Source organism: Streptomyces sp. NPDC039462 (assembly GCF_055639375.1).
Genome location: NZ_JBVKAO010000009.1, coordinates 20,410 through 41,462 on the forward strand (window position 1 = coordinate 20,410; position 21,053 = coordinate 41,462).

A 21,053-nucleotide genomic window follows, 5' to 3' on the forward strand; every position below is an offset into this window, starting at 1 on the left:
CCCTTCAGGCCGCCCCTCAGAGCGCCGCGAGGCTAGGCGGGTGTGACGGAGAGCCCCGAAGCACCCGCCCGGCGCACGGCGACGGATCCGTAGGCCGTACGCAACCGCAGCCACGCCCCGGCCGACAGCAGTGTCAGCGCTTCTCCGCGCAGGAATCCCAGGGTCTGCGCCGCGTGCGCGGCCCGTACGGGCAGCTCGGTGTCGCCGACGGGCCGGGACCAGATCTCCCGCCCGAGCCGGTCGAGCTCGGCCCGCACCCGCCGCTCGGCGGGCAATTCCTCGACGCGGGCCCGGAATTCGGCCACGGCCTGCTTGACCAGGGACCGCACCGCGTCCGGAGCCGGAAGTCCCGGCTCCGGCCGCCAGCCGCCGCGCGGCGGCAGCACGCCCGCCCACGGCGGCCCGGTGACGGCCTCCGGGACATCGGCGACCCCCGCGCTCTCCAGGGACTCCGCCGACTCACCGACGCGCTCCAGGAACTCACCGGCCGAGACGGTGACGTCCAGCGCGGTGTCGATCCCGTGTTCGTACGGCTTGGCGAGCCGCGCCGTCCGGACGACGAGCACCTCGAACGACGGCGGCCGCCCGAACACGGCGAGCGTGTCCCCGGCGGCCTGCAGCCGTACGGCGGCTGCCTTGTCGTAGTGGATCAGCCTGGCCAGGAAGGCGGCGAGGTCCGCCGCCTCCCCGGCATCGGCGAAGTGGAGCCGCGAGGTCATGCGGCGAGCGCCCCCGAGCCACTGTCGGCACTGTCGTCGACGTACTCCTGGAGGAACGACCTCTCCTCGGCGGTGATCCGCCGCGGCCGCTGCGCCTCCAGGTCGAACGGCACGACCACGGTCGAGGCCCGCACATACACCTGTTCCGCGTCCTTGATCTCGTACGCGATGGTCAGCGAAGCGGCACCGATCTTCGTCACCCACGACTCGACGGTGACCGGCTCGTGCCGGTGCACCAACGGCCGTACGTAGTCGATCTCGTGCCGGGCCACGACCGACCCGCCGGAGAACGACGGCGACCCGTCACCGGGCGCGAGCCGGAACATGAAGTCGATGCGCGCCTCTTCCAGATACCGCAGGAAGACGACGTTGTTGACGTGCCCGAAGGCATCCATGTCCGACCAGCGCAGCGGGCACTGGTATATGTGTCGAGCCACAGCCGCCTCAGCCTCGCGTGAGCTTCTTGTAGGTGGCGCGGTGCGGACGGGCCGCATCGGCGCCCAGGCGCTCGATCTTGTTCTTCTCGTACGACTCGAAGTTGCCCTCGAACCAGTACCACTTGGAGTCGCCCTCGTACGCCAGGATGTGCGTGGCGACCCGGTCGAGGAACCACCGGTCGTGGGAGATCACGACAGCGGCACCCGGGAACTCCAGGAGCGCGTTCTCCAGCGAGGAGAGGGTCTCGACGTCCAGGTCGTTCGTCGGCTCGTCGAGGAGGAGGAGGTTGCCGCCCTCCTTGAGGGTCAGCGCCAGGTTGAGGCGGTTGCGCTCACCACCGGAGAGCACCCCGGCCGGCTTCTGCTGGTCCGGCCCCTTGAACCCGAAGGCGGAGACGTACGCCCGCGAGGGCATCTCGACCTGGCCGACGTTGATGTAGTCGAGCTCGTCGGAGACGACGGCCCACAGCGTCTTCTTCGGGTCGATGTTGGCGCGGCCCTGGTCGACGTAGCTGACCTTGACCGTCTCACCGATCTTGATCTTGCCGGAGTCGGGCTGCTCGAGGCCCTGGATCATCTTGAACAGCGTGGTCTTGCCCGCGCCGTTCGGACCGATGATGCCGACGATGCCGTTGCGCGGCAGCGTGAAGCTCAGGTCGTCGATGAGGACCTTGTCGCCGAAGGCCTTGGACAGGTTCTCGACCTCGACGACGATGCTGCCGAGACGCGGGCCCGGCGGGATCTGGATCTCCTCGAAGTCCAGCTTCCGCATCTTGTCCGCCTCGGCGGCCATCTCCTCGTAGCGCGCCAGACGCGCCTTGGATTTGGCCTGGCGCCCCTTGGCGTTGGACCGCACCCACTCGAGCTCTTCCTTGAGTCGCTTGGCGCGCTTGGCGTCCTTCTGGCCCTCGACCTTGAGGCGGGACTGCTTCTTCTCCAGGTACGTGGAGTAGTTGCCCTCGTACGGGTGGGCGCGGCCGCGGTCGAGCTCCAGGATCCACTCGGCGACGTTGTCCAGGAAGTACCGGTCGTGGGTGACCGCGACGACGGCGCCGGCGTACTTGGAGAGGTGCTGCTCCAGCCAGTTCACCGACTCGGCGTCGAGGTGGTTGGTGGGCTCGTCGAGGAGGAGCAGGTCGGGCGCCTCGATGAGGAGCTTGCAGAGCGCGACGCGGCGCTTCTCGCCACCGGAGAGGGTGGTGACGGGCCAGTCGCCGGGCGGGCAGCCGAGCGCGTCCATGGCCTGCTCGAGCTGGGCGTCCAGGTCCCAGGCGTTGGCGTGGTCCAGGTCCTCCTGGAGCTTGCCCATCTCTTCCATGAGCTCGTCGGAGTAGTCGGTCGCCATGAGCTCCGCGACCTCGTTGAAGCGCTTGAGCTTGCCCATGATCTCGGCGGCGCCGTCCTGGACGTTCTCCAGGACGGTCTTCGACTCGTCGAGCTGCGGCTCCTGCATGAGGATGCCGACGGTGTACCCCGGCGAGAGGAACGCGTCGCCGTTCGACGGCTGCTCCAGACCGGCCATGATCTTCAGCACCGTGGACTTACCGGCGCCGTTGGGGCCCACGACACCGATCTTCGCGCCAGGAAGGAAGCTCAAGGTGACATCGTCGAGGATCACCTTGTCGCCGTGCGCCTTGCGCGTCTTGCGCATGGTGTAGATGTACTCAGCCAAGAGAAACCGTCCGGCAATCAGTGAGTGGGCAGATACACCCCATCTTGCCTGACGGCCACCCCCCGGCGGAAACCGGATGGTTGTCCGCCGGGACTACGGGGCCACCGGCGCCTCACTCCTCCGTGGAGGTGGAGGTGTCCGCAGCCTGGGCCGGGGCGTCCTTCTTGCGCAGGAAGAAGACCGCGGCGCCGCCGAGCACGATGAACGTCACGGCGATGCCGAGGATCATCGGGGTGTTGCTGGAGCTGCCGGTCTCTGCCAGGTCGCCACCGCCGTAGGTGCCGCCCGCGGAGGCGGGGCTCGGCTCGGAGACGGGCTGGGCCTTGCTGTCTATCGTGTCGCCGGCCGTCCGGCAGTCGAGCACGCCCTTGAAGCGGTTCTCGACGCCGTTCGGCCCCTTGATCGTGAAGTCGTAGGGCTGGTCCTCCTGCAGCGGGATCGTCACGGTCTGTGAGGAGCCCGCCTTGATCGTGTGCTTGAAGCCCATCAGGCGGAAGGTGAAGGGCTTGTCGCCCTTGTTGACCGCGGTGATGTCGATGCCGCTCTCGGCGCAGTTCTTCTCGGCGGAGAGCGCGGGGAGCGCCCCCTCGGCGGCCCAGTCGGCGGTCGCCGTCGCGGACACCGTCGACTCGCTGGAGCCCGCGAGTATCTGTGTCTGGCTCCTGGTCTCGGAGGCGAAGGCCCGGCCGACCGGCACGGTGGTCGACGCCTGCACGGAGAGTGCGGCCGAACCGTCCGGCGCGCCCTTCGGCACGTCGAAGTAGAGGCGGCTGCCGTCGCCCGCGGACTGCACGGCCTTGCCGTTCTTGCCGACGACCTTCACACCGCTCGCCGCGGAGTCCGCGGGCTGCGTCACCGTCACCGACTCGGCGTCGGTCCGCACGGTGACCGGACCGAGCCGCTCCCCCGCGCGGCCCGACACGGCGGGCGGCTCCAGCGTCAGCGACGCCTTGGGCTCCGCGCTGCCGCGCGCGTTCTTGTACAGATAGTCGGCGAGTTTCTCCGCCTTCGGGTCGAGGGCGTCGACCTCGGCGCCGTCGGAGTACCGCCAGATCGCCACCTGGGTGCCGGCCGCGGCGGTCTGCTCGGTGAGGGAGCCCACGCCCGCCTTGCGGGCCAGCGCCGCGAGGTCGTTCACCTGCGGGTAGGAGTGCTGCAGGATCCAGCGGATCTTGCCCGCGTCACGGTTGCCGTTCAGCGAGGTGCCGCTCCAGGGGGTCTCCTCGTACTTGGCGTCCTTCTGCGTGGGGTTCAGGATGTCGATGCAGTACGTCTTCAGGGTGCCGCCGCCCTCCACGGACATCTCGAAGAGTCCGGCGGGCACCTGCTGCGAGCTGCCGTTGTCACGGATGATCGCCTGGTCGTACGTCTGCAGCCCGCCCAGCGTCGCGATCGCGCCGCCCCGGTGCTGTGGCGCCTCCTCCGCCGCGGCCGGGCCCGCGAGGGTGACTCCGCCCGCCACGGCCAGACCCGCCGACACGGTCACCGCGGCGAGCCGGGCGGCACCTCGACTACGTATGGACAACGCAGAAAACACTGAATTCCCCTCCGGGCGGGACCCGTTCACAACGTGGGGGGTGGTCCCGCCAGCAGACTGAAAGGGGCAGGAACGCCTGCCACCTGCATGGCATCTCCTGCCAACTGCCCCGTGAGCTACGTCCGGCATCCTAAGGAAGCGGCGCATCACGAGCCCCACGCATCTCATCGGACAGCGGATCCGACTCGGAATCGTTATCCCCAACAACCGCTCCGAGCTGGGCTTATCGACAAATCAACGACATCGATTCGCCGATATGCCGCACTTCGGTCCCCTGGCCTGATGGGTCGTCACCCCACGGGTGCCGGCTCTTTCTCCCGTCCCCCGGCGGCGCTTTCCTCCCGCCCGGCCGTCGGCTCCGTCAGTGCCGGGTTGGCCCTGCCCACGCGGCGGAACGCGGCGGTACCGCGCGACAGGTCGTGTCCGACGGCCACCGCCTCGATGTCCGCGGACGTCCAGTGCTGCCCGCCCCGCTCTTCGTCGCGGACCTTCAACCGGCCCTGCACGATGACCGGTTCGCCCACGGACACGGATCCCTGCACGTTCGTACCGAGAGCCCGCCAGGCCCAGACCGTGAAGAAATTGGTGTGTCCGTCGTTCCACGTGTTCTTCGCGGCGTCGTAGTACCGCGACGTCACCGCGAGCCGGAATCGCGCCACCGGTCCCGACGGCAGCTCCCGGTACACCGGAGTCGTCGCCACGTTCCCCACCACCGTCACCAAGGTCTCGTTCATCGTCGAACCTCTCCCCCGCTCGTCCGTGTCCGCCGCCGCGCTCTCACGGCCGCGATCTCAGACTGCACCGGTCGCGCCGATCCCGCTGAGCCCTGTGGGCAACCACCCGGTTGTGGAAAACTCCGTCACCCCATCGGGGCATCCGTCAGGCCACTGGGGTGAGCACGTGGTCCGTCAGACCATCGCGGAGCGCCCTCCCGTCACCCGCACGTACTGCTCCCTGACCTCGCGATACCGCAGCAGCTCCGCCGCCACCGGATCGAGGACCCTCGCCCGCCCGCACCCGGCGGCCGCGTCCCGCAGCCGCCGTTCCGCCTCGTAGCCGTACCGGCGCGCGGGCCCCCGCGCCGCCATCCGGCTCAGCCACTCCACGCACGGGCCGCCCACGATCCCCGCCAGCATCAGCAGCACCGGCACGCCCAGGTTCGGCGTGGCGATCCCGATGATCTGCCCCACAAGCCAGAGCCCACCCACGATCTGGAGCAGCGTCATCGCCGCCTGGGCGAGGACCGCGACCGGCCACCAGCCGGGCCGCGGCGGCCGCCCGGTCGGCACGCCCGCCGTCACCGCCAGCTCGTCGAGCGCCTCCGGCAGCCCTTCGGCGCCGCGCACCGCCGCCTCCCGCACCGCCTGGCCCCAGGGCGCGGGCAGGCCCGTCGCCGCCTGATCGGCGACCGTGCGCACGGCCTGCTCCACACGCTGACGTGCCGTCACCTCCTCGTCGGCGGGGACGTGGGTGGTCTGCGTCGGGACGCCCTGCGGGGAGCGCCGGGCCTCGTACAGGCGCCACAGCCGCAGCCAGGGGTCACCGCACGCCTTGCCCGCGTGCCTGCGCCAGGCGCGCTCCGCCGCTTCCCCGGCGGCGGTCGCGCCGACCGCGTCCGCGAGCCGGTCGGCGAACTCCTCGCGCGCCTCCTCGCTGAGCCCGATCCGCCCGCGGTTCCGACCGCCGCGCGCCCCCGAGACGTACACCGGACGCAGCCGTTCCGCGGCGGCGTCCAGGTCCGCGGAGATGCGGCGGGCCGCCGCGCCACGCTCCTGGGTGAACTGGCCGAGCGTCTCGCGCAGTTCGCCCATTCCCTCGCCGGTCAGCGCGGAGATCGCGAGCACTGTGGCGCCCGGTTCCCCGTGCTCGCCGAGCGCGACGCCGTCCTCGTCGAGGAGCCGCCGCAGATCGTCGAGGACCTGGTCGGCGGCGTCCCCGGGGAGCCGGTCGATCTGGTTGAGCACGACGAAGGTGACTTCGGCGTGCCCGGCCATGGGCCGCAGATAGCGTTCGTGGAGCATCGCGTCGGCGTACTTCTCGGGGTCGACGACCCAGATGACGGCGTCGACGAGGGCCAGGATGCGGTCGACCTGTTCACGGTGCTCGCCGACCGCCGAGTCGTGGTCGGGCAGATCGATGAGTACGAGCCCCTGGAGCTCGTCGGCACCGGGCCCCTGGAGCGGCCGGCGGCGCAGGCGCCCGGGGATTCCCAGCCGGTCGAGGAGCCCCGCCGCACCGTCCGTCCAGCTGCACCCGATGGGTGCGGCCGTGGTGGGCCTGCGCACGCCGGTGTCGGAGATCATCACCCCGGCGAGTGAGTTGAAGAGCGTGGACTTGCCGCTTCCGGTGGCGCCCGCGATGGCGACGACGGTGTGCCGTTCGGAGAGTCTGCGGCGGGCGGCCGCCTCGTCCAGGATCCGGCCGGCCTCGGCGAGCGTGCCGCTGTCGAGCCGGGTGCGGGAGAGCCCGACGAGTTCGCGGAGCGCGTCGAGCCGGGCGCGCAGGGGCCCTTCGTAAGAAGTGGGGCTGCCGGAGGGGGCGTACGAGCGGGTTCCCGTGTCCGCGCCGGTACTGGCACCGCTGTGCGTGCCCGAGCGCGAGCCCCGCGGGCCGCCCGCGACGCGCCGTGCGATCAGCCCGTCGTCCCAGGCCCTTTCACGCTCGCTGCCGCCGCCGGGGGACTCCTTGCGCCTCTCGTGGTCGGTCCGGTCGCTGTGGTCGGGGTGATCGGCGCGGTCGGCGTGATCAGTGACGGCGGTCACCGCGGTCACCTCTCCTTCTGCAGTACGGACAGGGCCGCAATGAGCTCGGCCTGGGGTTCGGGGTGCACTTCGAGGGCGTCGAGAGGGGCGAGCCTGCGCTCCCGTTCGGCGGCGAGGACCTTCTCCAGGTACTCGGTCAGCAGGCGGCCGCCCCTGTCGAGGAGCCGGACCGCGCCCTGGGCGCCGATCCGCTCGGCGAGGACCTCGCCGGCCGACCGTGCCCGGCGCCCGCCGAGCAGCGCCGTGGCGAGCAGCGCGGCGACGACCTCGGGGTCGGGAAGGGCGTTCTTGTCGACCCTTTCCAACCCGCGCACCTCGTCCTCGGCGTACTCCTCCAGGACGCGCCGCCATCTGCGGACGGCCATCCCGATGCGGTGCTCGGCGCTCTCCGCCTCCGGGTCGCGGTCGGCGAGGCCGGGAGCGCCCGCGGCGGGTTCGCGGCGCCAGGCATCGTCGATGCGCTCGTCGGCGGCGGTGACGGCGCACAGCAGCAGCGCCTCCAGGCTCTCGGCGATGGCGTCGAGCAGCTCACCGGCCCCGCAGTCGAGCGGATAGCTGCGCCACCGCTTCAGGGCGCCGCCGGCGAGCACACCGCCCGCCTGCAAACGGCGGTGCACGCGCGCGTGCTCGTTCTCGTACGCGTCGTCGACGGCGGCGGTGAGCCGCAGCGCGGCGGCGTGCTGGGCGGCGACCGCGCTCGCCAGTTCCGGCATCCGGGAGTCGAGGGAGCGCAGGACGCCCCGCGCGGTGCGTGCGACGGCCTGGGCGCGGGCCGTGGGTTCCTGGACGCGGTGGGTGAGCCAGGCGCGCAGGGGGGCGACCGCGGTGGCGGGGAGCAGCCCGCCACCGCCCGCGGACTCGGGCAGCTCGGGCACGGTGAAGCGCGGTACGTCGCCGAGGCCCGCCTTGGTGAGCAGCGCCCCGTACTGCCGTGACACCTCGGTCACCACTTGGTGGGGCACGCGGTCGAGGACCGTGACGAGGGTGGCGTCGTGCTCCTTGGCGGTACGCAGCAGATGCCAGGGCACGGCGTCGGCGTACCGCGAGGCGGTGGTGACCATGACCCACACGTCGGCCGCGGAGATCAGTTCGGCGGCCAGGACGCGGTTGTCGGCGGCGAGCGCGTCGATGTCGGGGGCGTCGAGGAGGGCGAGCCCGCAGGGCAGGCTGGACGCGGTCTCGATCCGCAGGGCCCGCTCGTCCTCGCCGACGAGCGCCTGTACGTCCTCTTCGCCGTCGCCCTCGTCGTCCCCTTCGCCACCCTCCCCCGGGTCCTGCCGGGGCACCCACACGCGCGTGAGGTCGGGCAGGATCCGCATCCCCGAGAACCAGTGGTGATCGTCAGGGTGGCAGACGAGCACCGGCGTACGCGTAGTGGGCCGCAGCACGCCCGCCTCGCTGACCTGCCGTCCCACCAGGGAGTTCACGAGGGTGGACTTGCCGGCGCCGGTGGAACCGCCGATGACGGCGAGCAGGGGCGCTTCGGGTGCCCTGAGCCGGGGCACCAGATAGTCATCGAGCTGTGCCAGCAACTCGTCCCGGTTGGCACGCGCGCGTGGCGCCCCTGGCAGGGGGAGCGGAAAGCGTGCGGCGGCTACACGCTCGCGCAGGGCGGAGAGTGCGTCAAGCAATTGAGGCCGTACGTCCAAGGTCACCACATGCGAAGAATGCCCAATTTTGGCGGCTTTCTGAAGCATATGGCCGTCTCTGCGCGCCGATCGGACACAGGGGATGGAAGGGGCGACTGGGGCGCAGGCATAACGAGTGCACAACACCCGGGGCGCGAGACGCCAAAAGCGATGCGAGATTCGCACCTGCCTGCGATTATCAGGACCGCTTCACCGAACCTCCACATCACGGCGCGGAGGCGAAGCACCAGGGACAGGGCCCCGGGAGCCCTATCCTTGTCCCCGGCAAGGTCACGGATCACCCCCACATCCGAACCCCCTGCCACCCGGCCACACCCGGCCCCCGTAGCTCAGTGGATAGAGCAGGCGCCTTCTAAGCGCTTGGCCGCAGGTTCGAGTCCTGCCGGGGGCGCAAATGGCCTCTCACCTGCGGAAACGCGTGAGGGGCTCTTTCATCCCCGGACGCCCGTCGCCGTGTCATCGCTGTGACGCCAAGCGCCTTGGCCTGCCCGCCACCACTGTCCACGACTGCCCGCGATGTCCGCTGCCTGATCCACCGTGTGACGGGTACACGGCAGCCACCGGTGCAGCCACGGGAGCGGCCCGTGGTTCGCCGTTCATCGGCAGGAGGAGACAGATGCTGGCTTTCGCGGCGGCCTTGCTCTTCGTCATCGCCTTCGTCATTCACGCGGCCGAGACCTCGACCGAGACGGTCTTCAGCCCGACGAGTCTCATGCTGGTCGGACTCGCGCTCCTCGCCCTGCACTCGGCGGGCGTGGGCGCCGGATGGTCCGCCCGCGGGCGCGGTCGCCGGCGCTGACCTTCCTCTGTCCGGCTGGGCCTCTTCGTCCGGCTGGCCCACTTTCCTTCACATGCGGCGCCAGCGGGCCGAGGCGAAGGAGAAGGCGCCGAAGAGGATCAGCCCGATCGCCACGGCGACCAGGAGCCAGGGGCCCACCGGGGTCTGCGTGAAGCTGCGGAGCGTGGCGTCCACTCCCTTGGCCTCGTCGGCGTCGAACCGGACGGCCGCGGTCAGGATGAAGATGCCCGCCGCAGCGAACACCGTGCCCCGCGCCACTCCACCGACCACTCCCAGGCCCGTCACGATCTGCCGGGTGCGGTGGCTCATCGCGCCCGTATCCATCTGGCGCAGGAACTTGCGCATCGCCGCCCGGGCCGCGAGTACGGCGCCGATGCCGATCAGGAGGCAGCCCGCCGCGCCCACCAGGAACCGTCCGTACGACAGCTTCAGCACCGTCGCGGTCCAGTCCTGCGACTGCGCGTTACCGCTGGATCCCTGGCCGCCGCCCGCGGCGAAGGTGGCAGTCGCCCAGCAGACCGACGCGTAGAAGAGGGCTCGGCCGCCGTCCAGAAGCCGTGAGGCCGCCTTGCGTTCGGGCCCCCTGCTGAGCACCGCTCGTGAGCCCCGCCACAGAGCCATGCAACCGAAGCCGACCACCAGCGCCCACAGCATCACCTTCCCGAAGGGCTGCTCGGCGACCTGGTCGAGGGCGCCCTGGCGGTCGGCCGACTCCCCGCCACTGCCGAGTGCCATCTGAAGCGCCAGGGCGCCGATGAGGACGTACACGACCCCGCGCGCCATGAAACCCGCCCGGCCAGCGGCGGTCAGCGTCTCTTCCTTGGCGGCGTGTGCGGCAGACCCCCCGCCCTGGCCGTTTCCCCGCGCCTTTCCCCGTGCTTGAGACGACATCACAAGGTTTCTCCCCACAGCGATGGGCGCGCGATGCGCGTCCTGGCCGCCGAGTGCCCCCGTAACGAGGCGTGATGCGTCATACCCGCAGCGGTCTGTTCACCCTCGGTAGGGGTACTCGGCCGGCATGCGAACCCAGGAACCGCTTCAACCGCTTCCCGGCGAACGAACGAAGCCGGCCTCCCTGTCCGCGAAGAGATTGACCGGTGACCGGAGCACGCGCCGGGCCGCCCTGCGCGGCACCGGCTCGCTGGCCCTTGCCTCCGTCGTCATCCGGACCGCCACCAAAGTGCTCGACAAGCGGCGACCGCTCCGGCACCCGCCGAGCGGGATCGTGTCCTCCCACCGCACGGCCGGTGCCGCCGCCTTGGCGACGGCCGCCACCCTGGAGGCACCCCGGCTGGGGACCGCTCTCGTCCCCGTCGCTGCGAGCCTCGCCCTCGCCCGCCTCCGTGCGGGAGCGCACGCTCCCGGCCGCGTGCTGGCGGACGTCGTGTTCGGCGTGGGGGTCGCTGTCGCCACCTGCCGGTGGTGGCCGCTGCACCGCGACGAGCCCGCCGAGAGCGCCTGGCCGAAGCTACCGGTTCCCGCTCTCCCGTCCGGTGAGGGTCTTGTCGTGGTCGTCAACAGCGACGCCGGGGACGGCGTCCCGGCCGAGGACGAACTGCGGGCCCTGCTGCCGAAAGCGGATCTGCGGATCTGTGCCGCCGGCGAGAACCTGCACACCGTGTTCCGGCAGGCCGCCGCGCAGGTGCAGGCGCGCGGCGGCGCGCTCGGGGTGGTCGGGGGCGACGGCACGGTCAACGCGGCGGCCGTACTGGCCGTCGACAACCGGCTGCCGCTCGCGGTGTTCCCCGGCGGCACCCTCAACCACTTCGCCGCCGACCTCGGCCTTTCGACCTTGCGGGAGGCCGCCGAGGCCGTGGAGGCGGGCCACGGCGGCACCGTCGACCTCGGCCGGATCACCGGCGACGGCACCTGCACCTACTTCCTCAACACCTTCAGCATCGGCGCCTACCCCGAACTCGTCCGGGCCCGCGAAGCGCGCGAGACGTCCCTGGGCAAATGGCCGGCCCTCGCCATCGGCCTGCTCCGCGTCCTCGCCGACGGCACCCCCATCGACGTCACCCTCGACGGACGGCCCCGGCGGCTGTGGCTGCTCTTCGCCGGCAACAGCCGCTACCACCCACCCGGCTTCGCTCCCTCCTACCGTCCGACTCTCGACGACGGCCTCCTCGACCTGCGCATCGTCGACGGAAAGCATCCGTTCGCCCGCACGCGCCTCATCGCGGCCTTCCTCACCGGGACCCTCGCCCGCTCTCGCGTCTACCAGGAGCGCACCGCCACCCGGCTGCGCATCGGCGGTGTGGGTGAGGCAGGCGACTACACCCGGGACGGCGAGGTGAGTCCCGCCGCCGACACTCTCGTCCTCGACAAGAGGGGCCGCGCCCTCACCGTCTACCTGCCCCCGCCCCGTGATCCCGTGCCGGGGGCGTAGGCCGGCCCGTGGTGCTTGAGGCCCTCCGCCTCTCGCCCGGCGGGCAGAGCGTCGTCGGTGCCGATCGCCGGGGCCTGGCCGACCGGCGCTTTCCCGGCAGCCGGTCCGCACGGCGGCCACAGCCGGTTCAGCGGTGGTGGTGTCCGCTCAGATCGATTGGAGGACGCCGGTCTGGTGCGAATCCGGGTCCACCGCGTCAGCTGCCGCCGCTCACGGACATCGGCCCGCTCACGGACATCGGCCGGCCGAATCATGACCTTCGCCCGCCTGCCGTGTGCAGGCGCCGCAGCGCATCGCGCAGTGCATGGTCCCAGTGTTCAGGGAACGGACTCCCCTCGGAGGTGGCGACGAGAGTGGCGGCCACCTCCTGGCGGGAGACGCGGCAGCGCTGCGCGACGTCCGCCAGCAACATGCCGGCCTCCTTCCGCGGGCACGGAGCCAGGGCCATCATCATGCCGAGAGCCTGGTCGATCACGGCCCGGTTGCCCAGAGCCCGGCGCAACCGGGCGATCTCGGCGCGCAGTTCGGCGACCGCCGGGTCCAGCGCCCCTTCGCCCCAGGCCACCTCGGTCGCCATCATCCACCGGTCTTCCTGGAGGCTTGCTTTCTGTTCCATGACACCTGCCTCACCACGCGCTGATCGCGCCCGCCCGGCGGCGGCCTCATGGTCGTCGTCACGGAACGCTCGGGGCACCGGAGAGGGATTCTCACCGGTGCTGCTGCTCGTCGCGACGGTCCTGGCGCCACATCGCCGCTCTGGCCATGGCTGTCGGCGCGCCCAGGATCACAGTGGGCTCTCCCCGGGCGGAACGGGACCGCGCTGCCGGGGACCGGGGCCTCGCTTCGCAGCGTAGCCCTCTCGAGAGGCCGTGGATACGCCTGGCCGCGCCGTCCCTCGCTCAGCCGGGCAGCGCGTGGCGCAGGATGCGGTGCCACATCGATGTGTACTGCTTCCGTAGGGGGCCCGTGACGTAGGGCAGGCCGTATTTCTCGCACAGCTTGCGCAGGTGCGGGGCCACCTCGGCGTAGCGGTTGCTGGGGAGGTCCGGGAAGACGTGGTGTTCGATCTGGTGGCTGAGGTTGCCGGTGAGGACGTGGAACAGGGCACCGCCCTCGATGTTCGCGGAGCCCTGGATCTGCCGCAGGTACCACTGGGCACGGCTCTCGCCCTCCAGCTGCTCCTCGGCGAAGGTGCGCACATCGCCCGGGAAGTGGCCGCAGAAGATGATGGTGTGCGCCCAGATGTTGCGCGCGGTGTTGGCGGTGAGGTTGCCGAGCAGGCAGGGCAGCGCGGACGGTCCTGCGAGCAGCGGGAAGAGGACGTAGTCCTTGGCCGACTGGCGTGCCGCCTTGCCGAGCAGCTCCGCCAGGTCTCCGAGGAACGCGCGCGGGCTCTTGCGGCCGTCCCGCACCGCGTCGGCCTCCAGGTCGTACAGGGCGATGCCCCATTCGAAGACGGGCGCCAGCAGCGCCGCGTACAGCGGCTGGAAGAGGTGGAACGGGCGCCAGGGCTGGTCGGGGCTCATGCGCAGGACGGTGTAGCCGAGGTCGCGGTCGCGGCCCACGACGTTCGTGTACGTGTGGTGCAGGTGGTTGTGGGTGTGCTTCCAGGCGTCGGCGGGGGTGAGGAAGTCCCATTCCCAGGTCGTGGAGTGGATGGCCGGGTCGCCCATCCAGTCCCACTGGCCGTGCAGGATGTTGTGGCCGAGCTCCATGTTCTCCAGCGTCTTGGCGGCGGCGAGCAGGGCGGTGCCGGCGAGCCAGGCGGGCGGGAACAGGGAGACGGCCAGGGCGAGCCGGCCGCCTGTCTCCAGGCCGCGCTGGACGGCGATCACCGTGCGGATGTAGCGGGCGTCGTCCTTGCCGCGCGCCGCGACGATCTCGGCGCGGAGACGGTCCAGTTCCGCTCCTAGCTCCTCGATGCGCTCGGCGCCTTGCGGGGGCGCTCCGGACGCGCCTTCCGGTGCTGCTCCGAATGCGCCCGCCGGTGTTGCTCCAGACGCGCCTTCGTCCGCCGGGGCTGCTCCGCCTGCCTCTTCCGGGGGCTCCTCTTCGGCGGCGAAGGGGATCGTCGTTGTTGTCGAGGTGGTGGTGGCCATGGGGAGTTGCCTCCTCGGGAGGTCCTAGACGTCCAGGACGAGTGGGCCCGTGGCTCCGTTGACACAGGTCTGGATCAAACCGCCCGGTTCGCCGTGCACTTCGCCGGTCCGCAGATCGCGGACCCTTCCGGCCACGAGCGGGACGAGACAGCCGTGGCAGACCCCCGCCCGGCACCCGTACGGCATCGCCACGCCCTCGGCCTCGCCGAGCACCAGCAGCGGCACGGCCGCGGGGGCGTCCGCCTCGACACCGGTTCGGCCGAACCGCACCCGGCCGCCCGTGACTCCGGGGCCGGGTGGGGACAAGGGGGCCGGACGGAAGCGCTCCAGGCGGAGTCGCTCATGGACTCCCCGCTCGGCCCAGTGCCGTTCCGCCGCGGCGAGGAGCCCCGGTGGGCCGCACACCCAGGTCTCCCGGTTCCGCCAATCGGCGCAGTGCCCGACGATACGGTCCGGGGTCAGCCGGCCGTCCGTACGCGTGTAGGTCAGGTGCAGCCGGAGCCAGCGCGAGCGGGCCGCCAGATCGGTCAGTTCGGCGCGGAAAAGGCACTGTTCCGGTGTCGGAGCGCTGTGCAGGAGTACGACATCGAGGGTCGGTGCCCGGCGGCGACGGGCCAGGGTGCGCAGAATCCCCAGCACGGGGGTGATGCCACTGCCCGCCGTCACGAACAGCATCCGTCCGGGCGGCGGGTCCGGCAGCACGAACTCCCCCTGGGCCGGGCCCAGTCGCAGGACCGTGCCGGGCGGCGTGCGGTGCACGAGGTGCGGAGAGACCCGGCCGCGCGGATCCTCCTTGACCGTGACGGCGACGTTGCCGTCCGGTGCGTCGGGCGGGGTGGTGAGCGAGTATGTACGCCAATGCCGTACGCCGTCGATCTCCACGCCCACCGGCAGGTACTGACCGGGACGGTGCCCCGCCCAGCCCCGTCCCGGCCGGATCACCAGGGTGGCCGCCGCGGGCCCCTCCGCCCGCACGGCGGTGACCCGGCCCGCGGGGTGACGCGCCGACAGCAACGGGTCGAGCAGCCCGAGATAGTCGTCCGGGGACAGGGGGCTGGTCAGCCAGGACGCGGCCGCCAGCAGCGACGACAGGGGCGATAGGGGCGACATGGGCAACAGGGACATGCCGACGCCCTCCTCCCTTCCCTGCGGGCCCGGCTCATCCGCGGCTTCTGCGGCTTCTGCGGCTTCTGCAGCCCCTGCGGGTTCCGCCTGCCGGACTCGCCAGCGAAGCACACCGCGCGCCGGGACACAGGAGGCGGCGAGGGCTTTCCGCCACCCGCCGCGCCTCCCCCGCCAGCCCCGACGCGGCGGTGTTCGGATGCGGATCCGGTGGCCTGCGGAGACGGAAGCGGAACCCCGGGCCGAAGACGGGCGGAAAGCGCCCTGGGTCAGGGCCCGGAAAGCCGGGGAGCCGTCGCGCACCCGTGGTCCGGGCTTCCACAGGAGTACGCTGACAGTACCGAGGGCATTTCTTGACCGGCTTCCTCTGCCGGTATCTCCCTCGGCCAAGCACCGGGTCGTGTGCATCGCGCCCGGGGACAGGTCGACACCATGATGGTGCTCACCGAACGACGCCCCCCGCCCACCCTCCTGGGCACCCCTGCCGCCGACGAGCCGCCCGCCCGCCTGTCATTGAAGCCGTCGGGCCCTTCCTCCGGGCTGGTCGACGGCGCCTGGTGGCCCCGCTCGCGGGATTTGAACCGCGAACTGCCCGCCCTGTGCGATCAGTTGGACGCGCCGTGGGGACGCATCACGCGCGTCACGGTCAATCCGACGCACTGGCCGGTGATCCCGCACAGGGTGCCGGTCCACGGTCATACGGTCAACGTCGGGTGGTTCCGCGACGAGCAGGACACCCATCAACTCATGCTGCGTTCCTACCGCGCGGGGCGCTGGGACCTGCTGATCGTCCCTCCCGACACCGAAGCGGGCGCTGCCGCCCGACTCATGGCCGCGGCCTGCGATCCACAGGACCGTCGCACGGGCAGCGCCCTTTTGGCAGCCGAGGCGGCGGGACAGCTCGCGGCCGCCACAGGGGCGGGTCGGATCGGTACCGGTTTCAGTACCGATTCCGGTATCGGTTCCGGGTCCGGTGCGGAGGCCTGGGAGTCGGAGGGTGGCTCCACGCCAGGGCGTACGGCCATGACGTACGGGCAGTGACGGGTCATGGGCACCGCCCTCACCCGTCCCCTTCGCTCCCGCCACCGCATTCACCGTCGCGCCGATCGCACCCGGCACATTCGTGATCCACCAGCCTCCGAGCAGGAGCCCGGCATGAGCACGACCCTCCGCACTCCCTTCATCACCCCACTCAGCCCCCCAGTCCGTACGCCCCTCCCCGCCCCGCCGCGCCTTCCATCCCTCGTACGTCTACGCCTGTCCCCCGTCGGCGGCGGGCCGCACCGCATCGACGGCGTGTGGTGGCCCAGAACGGGAGACCTGCTGGCCGAACTGCCGCTCCTGCTCGGGGCCCTGCCCCACAGCTGGCCCCAGATCGCGCACGTCACCGTCAACAGCGCCATATGGTCCGACTTTCCCGGCCGGACACTCATCGCGAACCACGTCCTGCAACTGAACCGGAGCCCCAGCAGGCACACGCCTTCCACGGTGTGCCTGCTGGCGCCCGGCCGGGGCAGGTGGGACCTCTTGGTCGTACCGCCCCACACGGACGCAGCCGACGCCCTGCGGCTGATGGCGGGGGCCGTCACGCCGTGATGCCGTCGGCCGGCCCCGGGGCGGTCACCTCGAAGTACTGCGGCTTTCCCGGCCTCGGAGCATGAGGGCGCGGGCCGCCACCAGTACCGGGAGCAGCAGGAGCATCCAGCGGGCGGTGTTCCCGTCCATGACTGCCCAGGCGACGGCCACGAGTGCGAGGTAGGTGACGGTAAGGACCAGCAGGTCCTTCTTCGTGCTCGTCTTCGTGGTCATCTTCGTCTTCCTCTCTCGGTCTGCCGTCAACTGGTCTGCCGTCGACTGGTCTGTCGTCAACTGGTCTGACGTCGACTGGTCTGACGTCAGCACTTGTAGCGCTTCCAGTTGGTGATGACCCCTACGTAGCTGACCTTCCACTCCACGCACTGGTTGGCCTTGGCGGCGTCCTGCATCTGGCCGCGCAGGGAGCTCGCCTGGGCGGTCAGGGCGGCGCCGCAGCCTGCCGCCGCCACCGCGTTGGGGATCTTGGCGCAGGCCATCACGGTGGCCGTCGCCGCGAAGTGGTACATGGGGGTCTTGGCCATGTCCTTCACCTCCTTCTTGCTGAAGCGGAGGTAGATGGACCAGCCGAGCGAGACCTTCGGGTCGGCCACCACCGGGAAGGCGGTGTCGGCGTCGGTGTCGATCGTCTGCGTCAGCTTGTCGCCGTCGAGGCGGTACCGGGTGGGTACGGCCTCGCCGTCCGCGTCCTTGGCCCACGGGGCGTCGATCGCGCCCAGGACCTCGGTGTCCTCGCTGTGGCTCCTGGCGATCAGGAAGCCGCCCTCTCCGTCCTCCATCAGCCGCGCCCCCTCGGGGAGCGTCAGCGAGAAGTCGTGCGTGGTCGGGGCCTTCCGGTCCTTGAGCGTCACCAGGGTGCGGGCGGCGCCGTCCGCCGTGGGCTGTACGGCGATGTCCGTCGAGGGCGCGGCGTCGGGGTACACGACCGTGCCCGCGCCGGCCGCGACGCCGGTGGCTCCCCTCGTCTTCGTGACGCCGAGCGACACGTCGGCGTTCGGCGCGTCGATCAGCACGTCGCCGTCGGCCTTCGCGGGCGCGGTGACCGTGACGTTCCCCTCGTCCGTCCGCCCGCTGCCACGGCGGCCGTCGAGCGCGGTCAGATCCGCGGTTCCGGTCGCCTTCTCGACCACGGCGGCCGCCCGTGCCGCCGCCAACGGTGCCTCTCCGGCGACGGCCGCGGGGGCCGTCGCCCCGAGGACGGCCCCCGCCGTCACCGCCGCGACGAGGCCGCCGGTCATGCGCCGCGCCGTCCGCGTGCTCTTCTTCATGGGTCCCTCCCGTTTCAGTGCATACGAAGGCACCCCGAGCCCTCGAAGAGGATCCCCGCCCGGGGTGCCGCGCATACTTTTACACATGTGTAGAAGATGACCAACAGTGATCGCCCGGGGTTACGTGAATGAGATCAAGGACGGGACTTTGGTCCCGCGCAGAAGGCCGTGGCTTTGGTCCCGCGCGGAAGACCAAAGCCTTGGCCCCGCGTGGGAGTGGCCCCACCGGGTCGCGGGAACTCCGTGCGCCCGCCCGGGCGTTGGCCCTGTGAGGCCGGCGGCGCCGCCGGCCTCACCAACTCGCCGTGTGCTCAGCCGCCGTAGAGCGCCTCGATCTCCGCTGCGTACGCCGCCGTCACCGCATGCCGTTTGATCTTCAGGGACGGGGTGAGCAGGCCGTTGTCCTCCGTGAACTCGCCCTCCACTATCGCGAACCTACGGATCGATTCGGCCCTCGATACCGCCGCGTTGGCGTGGTCCACGGCCTTCTGGACCTCGGCGATCATCTGCGGGTCTCGGGCCAGCTCCGCGAGCGGCGTGTCCCTGGGGCGCTTGCGGACGGTGAGCCAGTGCTCCACCGCCTCGGGGTCGAGGGTGACGAGCGCGGCGACGTACGAGCGGTTGTCGCCGACGACGATGCACTGGCCGACCGGGGCGCGGCTGCGCAGCCGGTCCTCCAGGACGGCGGGCGAGACATTCTTGCCGCCGGAGGTGACGATGATGTCCTTCTTGCGGCCGGTGATCGTGAGATAGCCGTGGTCGTCCAGCGCGCCCAGGTCACCGGTGGCCAGCCATTCGTCCGTCAGCACGGCGTCCGTCGCCGCCGGGTTGTTCCAGTACGAGCCGAAGACGATGCCACCCTTGATCAGCACCTCTCCGTCGTCCGCGATGCGCACGGCCGTGCCGGGGACGGGCAGGCCGACCGTGCCCGGGCGGGGCCTGAGCGGCGGCGTGATGGTGGCGGCGGCCGTGGTCTCCGTCAGGCCGTACCCCTCGTAGATGACGATTCCGGCGGCGTAGAAGAAGAGGTTGAGGTTTCGGTCCAGCGGTGAGCCGCCGCTGATCGCGTAACGCAGCCGGCCGCCGACCTCCTTGCGGATGCGCCGGTAGACGAGGAGTTCGTACAGCGCCCAGCCGGCGTAGAGGGCGAGGGAGGGGCCCGGGGTCTTGGTGGGACGCGTTCCGTCGGCGTGGGTTCCGTTGCTCTGGGAGCTGCTGCCCTGAGACCTGTTGCTCTGCGACCTGTTCAGGAACTTGTTCAGGTACGCCTCGCCGAAGCGCACCGCGATCCGCTCCGCGCGGTCGAAGGACGAGGCGCGGCCGATCTTCTCGGCGGTCGCCCGGCCGGTGTCGTGGATCTTCTCGAAGAGGTACGGGACGCCGACGATGAACGTCGGCCTGAACGCCCGCAGCTCCGGGCGGAGTTCCTCGGGTTTGATGCTCGGGCAGTGGCCGAGCTCGATGCGGGCGAGCATGCAGGCGATCTGGATGCTGCGGCCCAGGATGTGCGCGAGCGGCAGGAAGAGGAGCGTGGAGGCGACCTGTCCGGTGATCTCCTTGAAGACGGGGTGGAGGAGGTCGACGGTGTTCGCCGCCTCCGCGTGCAGGTTGCCGTGCGTGAGGACGCAGCCCTTGGGGCGGCCCGTGGTGCCCGAGGTGTAGACGAGCGTCGCGATGGAGTCCGGGGTGAGCGCGGCCCTGCGCTTGGCTACCTCTTCGTCCGACAGTTCCCGCCCCAGAGCGGTCAGTTCCGCCATCGCGCCGCCGTCGAGGTGCCGGATGCGCGGCGGGTCGGCGAGGGCGGCCAGCGCCTGCTCGGCCGTCGCCGCGTTCTCCGCGGTCTCCGCGATGAGGAAGCGGACGCCCGAGTCGCGGACGATCCACTCGATCTGCTCCGCCGACGACGTGGCGTAGACGGGCACGGTCTGGCCGCCCGCCGCCCAGATCGCGAAGTCCAGGACGGCCCACTCGTAACGGGTACGGGACATCAGCGCGACCCGGCCGCCCGGTTCGAGTCCGTCCGCGATCAATCCCTTGGCGGCTTCCGTCACTTCGCGCGCGAAGGCGGTCGCGATGACGGGGCGCCACTGACCGCCCTCCTTGCGGCGCAGGACCACGGCGTCGGGGGCCTCGACGGCGTTGGTGAAGGGGATGTCGGCGGTGCTGCCCGCGGTGGCGGGTGCCACGAGCGCGGCGGCTCGGACCTCGCGCACCGTGCCGTGTTCGTCCCTGATGAGTTCGACCTCGGCCCGGTCCGCCAGGCCGCTGTGGCGCTGTGCCCGTTTCAGATCCTTGCGTACGCCCATGACGGCTCCCGGCTTCCGGTTCCCAGGTGATCGGCGCGCTCCAGGTACTTACTCAGGGGTCAACTTACTGACACGTAAGAGAAATTCAATGGGACGGACACAGTCCGCTCAGGTCCGGTCGCCGCGGGCTCCGGCGACGGTCGCCGGGATCACCACGCTTGGCGAAGGGCTGGGCGGCGACATACCTTACTTCCTAGTAAGTTTGCTGATCAGTGGGGAGATTGCCGTGGCGGACGCCGACATCAGCAGGATCGCCGAGCTCGACTTCGCCCGCGTCACGCCCGAGGAGTTCGCCCGGATCGTGAAGGGCCTCTCCGGCAGGCAGATCGCCGAGATCTCCCACGACGGCGAGTTGCGCGGGCGCGTCCTGAAGGAGGTCTTCGGGCGCGTGGAGCGGCAGTTCAAGCCGGACGCGGCGGGCTCCCTGAAGGCCCTCATCCGCTGGAAGGTCACGGGCAGCGGCGGCAACGACGACGTGGTGTACGAGACGGATATCGCCGACGGCACGTGTGTGGTCCGCGAGGGGCGCTCGGACGCGGAGGCGCGGGTCACGCTCGTCATGGCCGACGCCGAGTTCCTCAAGCTCGTCTCCGGAAACGCCAGCCCCGTCACCCTGTTCATGCTGCGCAAGGTCAAGATCGCGGGTGACGTGGCCCTGGCCGCCGGGCTCACGCGCTACTTCGACATTCCGAAAGCGTGAG

At 71.2% G+C, this 21,053-nt stretch carries 19 protein-coding genes and 1 tRNA gene; 6 read left to right on the top strand and 14 right to left on the bottom strand.

Annotated features, from left to right (window positions below; all coding sequences use genetic code 11):
* Nucleotides 1-32: 32 nt before the first annotated feature.
* The 7 genes from ACZ7LU_RS35460 to ACZ7LU_RS35490 form a co-directional block, all read right to left on the bottom strand.
* Nucleotides 33-719 (bottom strand): DUF8185 domain-containing protein, encoded by a 687-nt coding sequence (locus ACZ7LU_RS35460; RefSeq protein WP_468311603.1) that lies wholly within the window; start codon nt 717-719, stop codon nt 33-35.
* A complete protein-coding gene (locus tag ACZ7LU_RS35465; RefSeq protein ID WP_468082908.1) occupies nt 716-1,156 on the bottom strand; it encodes an acyl-CoA thioesterase in 441 nt (146 codons plus the stop codon). Before ACZ7LU_RS35465 ends, ACZ7LU_RS35460 begins: the two co-directional genes overlap by 4 nt.
* Before the next feature lie 7 nt (nt 1,157-1,163).
* Nucleotides 1,164-2,828 carry an energy-dependent translational throttle protein EttA gene (ettA, locus tag ACZ7LU_RS35470; protein ID WP_398297881.1) on the bottom strand — a complete coding sequence of 555 codons (1,665 nt, stop codon included), beginning with the start codon at nt 2,826-2,828 and terminating at the stop codon, nt 1,164-1,166.
* A 112-nt stretch (nt 2,829-2,940) separates the two neighbouring features.
* Entirely contained in the window at nt 2,941-4,353 is a 1,413-nt protein-coding gene (locus tag ACZ7LU_RS35475) for a Cys-Gln thioester bond-forming surface protein (protein ID WP_471919105.1), read from the bottom strand.
* Between the two features lie 302 nt (nt 4,354-4,655).
* Nucleotides 4,656-5,099: a single-stranded DNA-binding protein gene (locus ACZ7LU_RS35480; RefSeq protein WP_468716841.1), complete on the bottom strand. Its 444-nt coding sequence runs from the start codon at nt 5,097-5,099 to the stop codon at nt 4,656-4,658.
* Between the two features lie 174 nt (nt 5,100-5,273).
* Nucleotides 5,274-7,127 carry a YfjP family GTPase gene (locus ACZ7LU_RS35485; RefSeq protein WP_471919106.1) on the bottom strand — a complete coding sequence of 618 codons (1,854 nt, stop codon included), beginning with the start codon at nt 7,125-7,127 and terminating at the stop codon, nt 5,274-5,276.
* 5 nt (nt 7,128-7,132) lie between these two features.
* Nucleotides 7,133-8,824: a dynamin family protein gene (locus tag ACZ7LU_RS35490; protein ID WP_468082901.1), complete on the bottom strand. Its 1,692-nt coding sequence runs from the start codon at nt 8,822-8,824 to the stop codon at nt 7,133-7,135.
* 270 nt (nt 8,825-9,094) lie between these two features.
* Between ACZ7LU_RS35490 and ACZ7LU_RS35495 the strand changes: the two genes are divergently transcribed.
* Together ACZ7LU_RS35495 and ACZ7LU_RS35500 are read left to right on the top strand one after the other, a co-directional pair.
* A tRNA-Arg gene (locus ACZ7LU_RS35495) sits at nt 9,095-9,167 on the top strand.
* Between the two features lie 225 nt (nt 9,168-9,392).
* On the top strand, nt 9,393-9,575 hold the full coding sequence (locus ACZ7LU_RS35500; RefSeq protein ID WP_468311630.1) for a hypothetical protein: 183 nt from the start codon (nt 9,393-9,395) through the stop codon (nt 9,573-9,575).
* Between the two features lie 48 nt (nt 9,576-9,623).
* Here ACZ7LU_RS35500 and ACZ7LU_RS35505 read toward each other — a convergent pair whose 3' ends face one another.
* Nucleotides 9,624-10,466 (bottom strand): DUF1206 domain-containing protein, encoded by an 843-nt coding sequence (locus ACZ7LU_RS35505; RefSeq protein ID WP_468311632.1) that lies wholly within the window; start codon nt 10,464-10,466, stop codon nt 9,624-9,626.
* A 199-nt stretch (nt 10,467-10,665) separates the two neighbouring features.
* On the opposite strand from ACZ7LU_RS35505, the gene ACZ7LU_RS35510 reads away from it, so the two are divergent.
* Entirely contained in the window at nt 10,666-11,964 is a 1,299-nt protein-coding gene (locus ACZ7LU_RS35510; RefSeq protein ID WP_471919107.1) for a diacylglycerol/lipid kinase family protein, read from the top strand.
* Nucleotides 11,965-12,214: 250 nt separating this feature from the next.
* On the opposite strand, the gene ACZ7LU_RS35515 is transcribed toward ACZ7LU_RS35510, so the two are convergent.
* From ACZ7LU_RS35515 to ACZ7LU_RS35525, 3 genes are all read right to left on the bottom strand, one after another.
* On the bottom strand, nt 12,215-12,580 hold the full coding sequence (locus ACZ7LU_RS35515) for an ANTAR domain-containing protein (RefSeq protein ID WP_471112778.1): 366 nt from the start codon (nt 12,578-12,580) through the stop codon (nt 12,215-12,217).
* A gap of 283 nt (nt 12,581-12,863) precedes the next feature.
* Nucleotides 12,864-14,063: a fatty acid desaturase family protein gene (locus ACZ7LU_RS35520; RefSeq protein ID WP_471919108.1), complete on the bottom strand. Its 1,200-nt coding sequence runs from the start codon at nt 14,061-14,063 to the stop codon at nt 12,864-12,866.
* A gap of 24 nt (nt 14,064-14,087) precedes the next feature.
* Entirely contained in the window at nt 14,088-15,188 is a 1,101-nt protein-coding gene (locus tag ACZ7LU_RS35525) for a ferredoxin reductase (RefSeq protein ID WP_471919109.1), read from the bottom strand.
* Nucleotides 15,189-15,620: 432 nt separating this feature from the next.
* Between ACZ7LU_RS35525 and ACZ7LU_RS35530 the strand changes: the two genes are divergently transcribed.
* Nucleotides 15,621-16,226, top strand: coding sequence for a DUF5994 family protein (locus ACZ7LU_RS35530; RefSeq protein ID WP_471919279.1), 606 nt, complete (start codon nt 15,621-15,623; stop codon nt 16,224-16,226).
* A 255-nt stretch (nt 16,227-16,481) separates the two neighbouring features.
* A complete protein-coding gene (locus ACZ7LU_RS35535) occupies nt 16,482-16,781 on the top strand; it encodes a DUF5994 family protein (RefSeq protein WP_471919110.1) in 300 nt (99 codons plus the stop codon).
* Nucleotides 16,782-16,805: 24 nt separating this feature from the next.
* Here ACZ7LU_RS35535 and ACZ7LU_RS35540 read toward each other — a convergent pair whose 3' ends face one another.
* The 3 genes from ACZ7LU_RS35540 to ACZ7LU_RS35550 form a co-directional block, all read right to left on the bottom strand.
* Nucleotides 16,806-16,994 carry a hypothetical protein gene (locus ACZ7LU_RS35540; protein WP_470982067.1) on the bottom strand — a complete coding sequence of 63 codons (189 nt, stop codon included), beginning with the start codon at nt 16,992-16,994 and terminating at the stop codon, nt 16,806-16,808.
* An 86-nt stretch (nt 16,995-17,080) separates the two neighbouring features.
* Nucleotides 17,081-18,046: a hypothetical protein gene (locus ACZ7LU_RS35545; RefSeq protein ID WP_471919111.1), complete on the bottom strand. Its 966-nt coding sequence runs from the start codon at nt 18,044-18,046 to the stop codon at nt 17,081-17,083.
* Nucleotides 18,047-18,357: 311 nt separating this feature from the next.
* Entirely contained in the window at nt 18,358-20,352 is a 1,995-nt protein-coding gene (locus ACZ7LU_RS35550; protein WP_471919112.1) for an AMP-dependent synthetase/ligase, read from the bottom strand.
* Nucleotides 20,353-20,578: 226 nt separating this feature from the next.
* Here ACZ7LU_RS35550 and ACZ7LU_RS35555 point away from each other — a divergent pair, with 226 nt between their 5' ends.
* Nucleotides 20,579-21,052, top strand: coding sequence for an SCP2 sterol-binding domain-containing protein (locus tag ACZ7LU_RS35555; protein ID WP_471919113.1), 474 nt, complete (start codon nt 20,579-20,581; stop codon nt 21,050-21,052).
* The last annotated feature ends 1 nt before the right edge of the window (nt 21,053 follow it).

Coding starts and splice junctions, on each gene's coding strand:
- ACZ7LU_RS35520 (WP_471919108.1), bottom strand. CDS start 14,063: ATGGCCACCACCACCTCGACAACAACGACGATCCCCTTCGCCGCCGAA.
- ACZ7LU_RS35550 (WP_471919112.1), bottom strand. CDS start 20,352: ATGGGCGTACGCAAGGATCTGAAACGGGCACAGCGCCACAGCGGCCTG.
- ACZ7LU_RS35530 (WP_471919279.1), top strand. CDS start 15,621: ATGGTGCTCACCGAACGACGCCCCCCGCCCACCCTCCTGGGCACCCCT.
- ACZ7LU_RS35540 (WP_470982067.1), bottom strand. CDS start 16,994: ATGACCACGAAGACGAGCACGAAGAAGGACCTGCTGGTCCTTACCGTC.
- ACZ7LU_RS35515 (WP_471112778.1), bottom strand. CDS start 12,580: ATGGAACAGAAAGCAAGCCTCCAGGAAGACCGGTGGATGATGGCGACC.
- ACZ7LU_RS35480 (WP_468716841.1), bottom strand. CDS start 5,099: ATGAACGAGACCTTGGTGACGGTGGTGGGGAACGTGGCGACGACTCCG.
- ACZ7LU_RS35490 (WP_468082901.1), bottom strand. CDS start 8,824: ATGCTTCAGAAAGCCGCCAAAATTGGGCATTCTTCGCATGTGGTGACC.
- ACZ7LU_RS35500 (WP_468311630.1), top strand. CDS start 9,393: ATGCTGGCTTTCGCGGCGGCCTTGCTCTTCGTCATCGCCTTCGTCATT.
- ACZ7LU_RS35505 (WP_468311632.1), bottom strand. CDS start 10,466: ATGTCGTCTCAAGCACGGGGAAAGGCGCGGGGAAACGGCCAGGGCGGG.
- ACZ7LU_RS35525 (WP_471919109.1), bottom strand. CDS start 15,188: ATGTCCCTGTTGCCCATGTCGCCCCTATCGCCCCTGTCGTCGCTGCTG.
- ACZ7LU_RS35545 (WP_471919111.1), bottom strand. CDS start 18,046: ATGAAGAAGAGCACGCGGACGGCGCGGCGCATGACCGGCGGCCTCGTC.
- ACZ7LU_RS35460 (WP_468311603.1), bottom strand. CDS start 719: ATGACCTCGCGGCTCCACTTCGCCGATGCCGGGGAGGCGGCGGACCTC.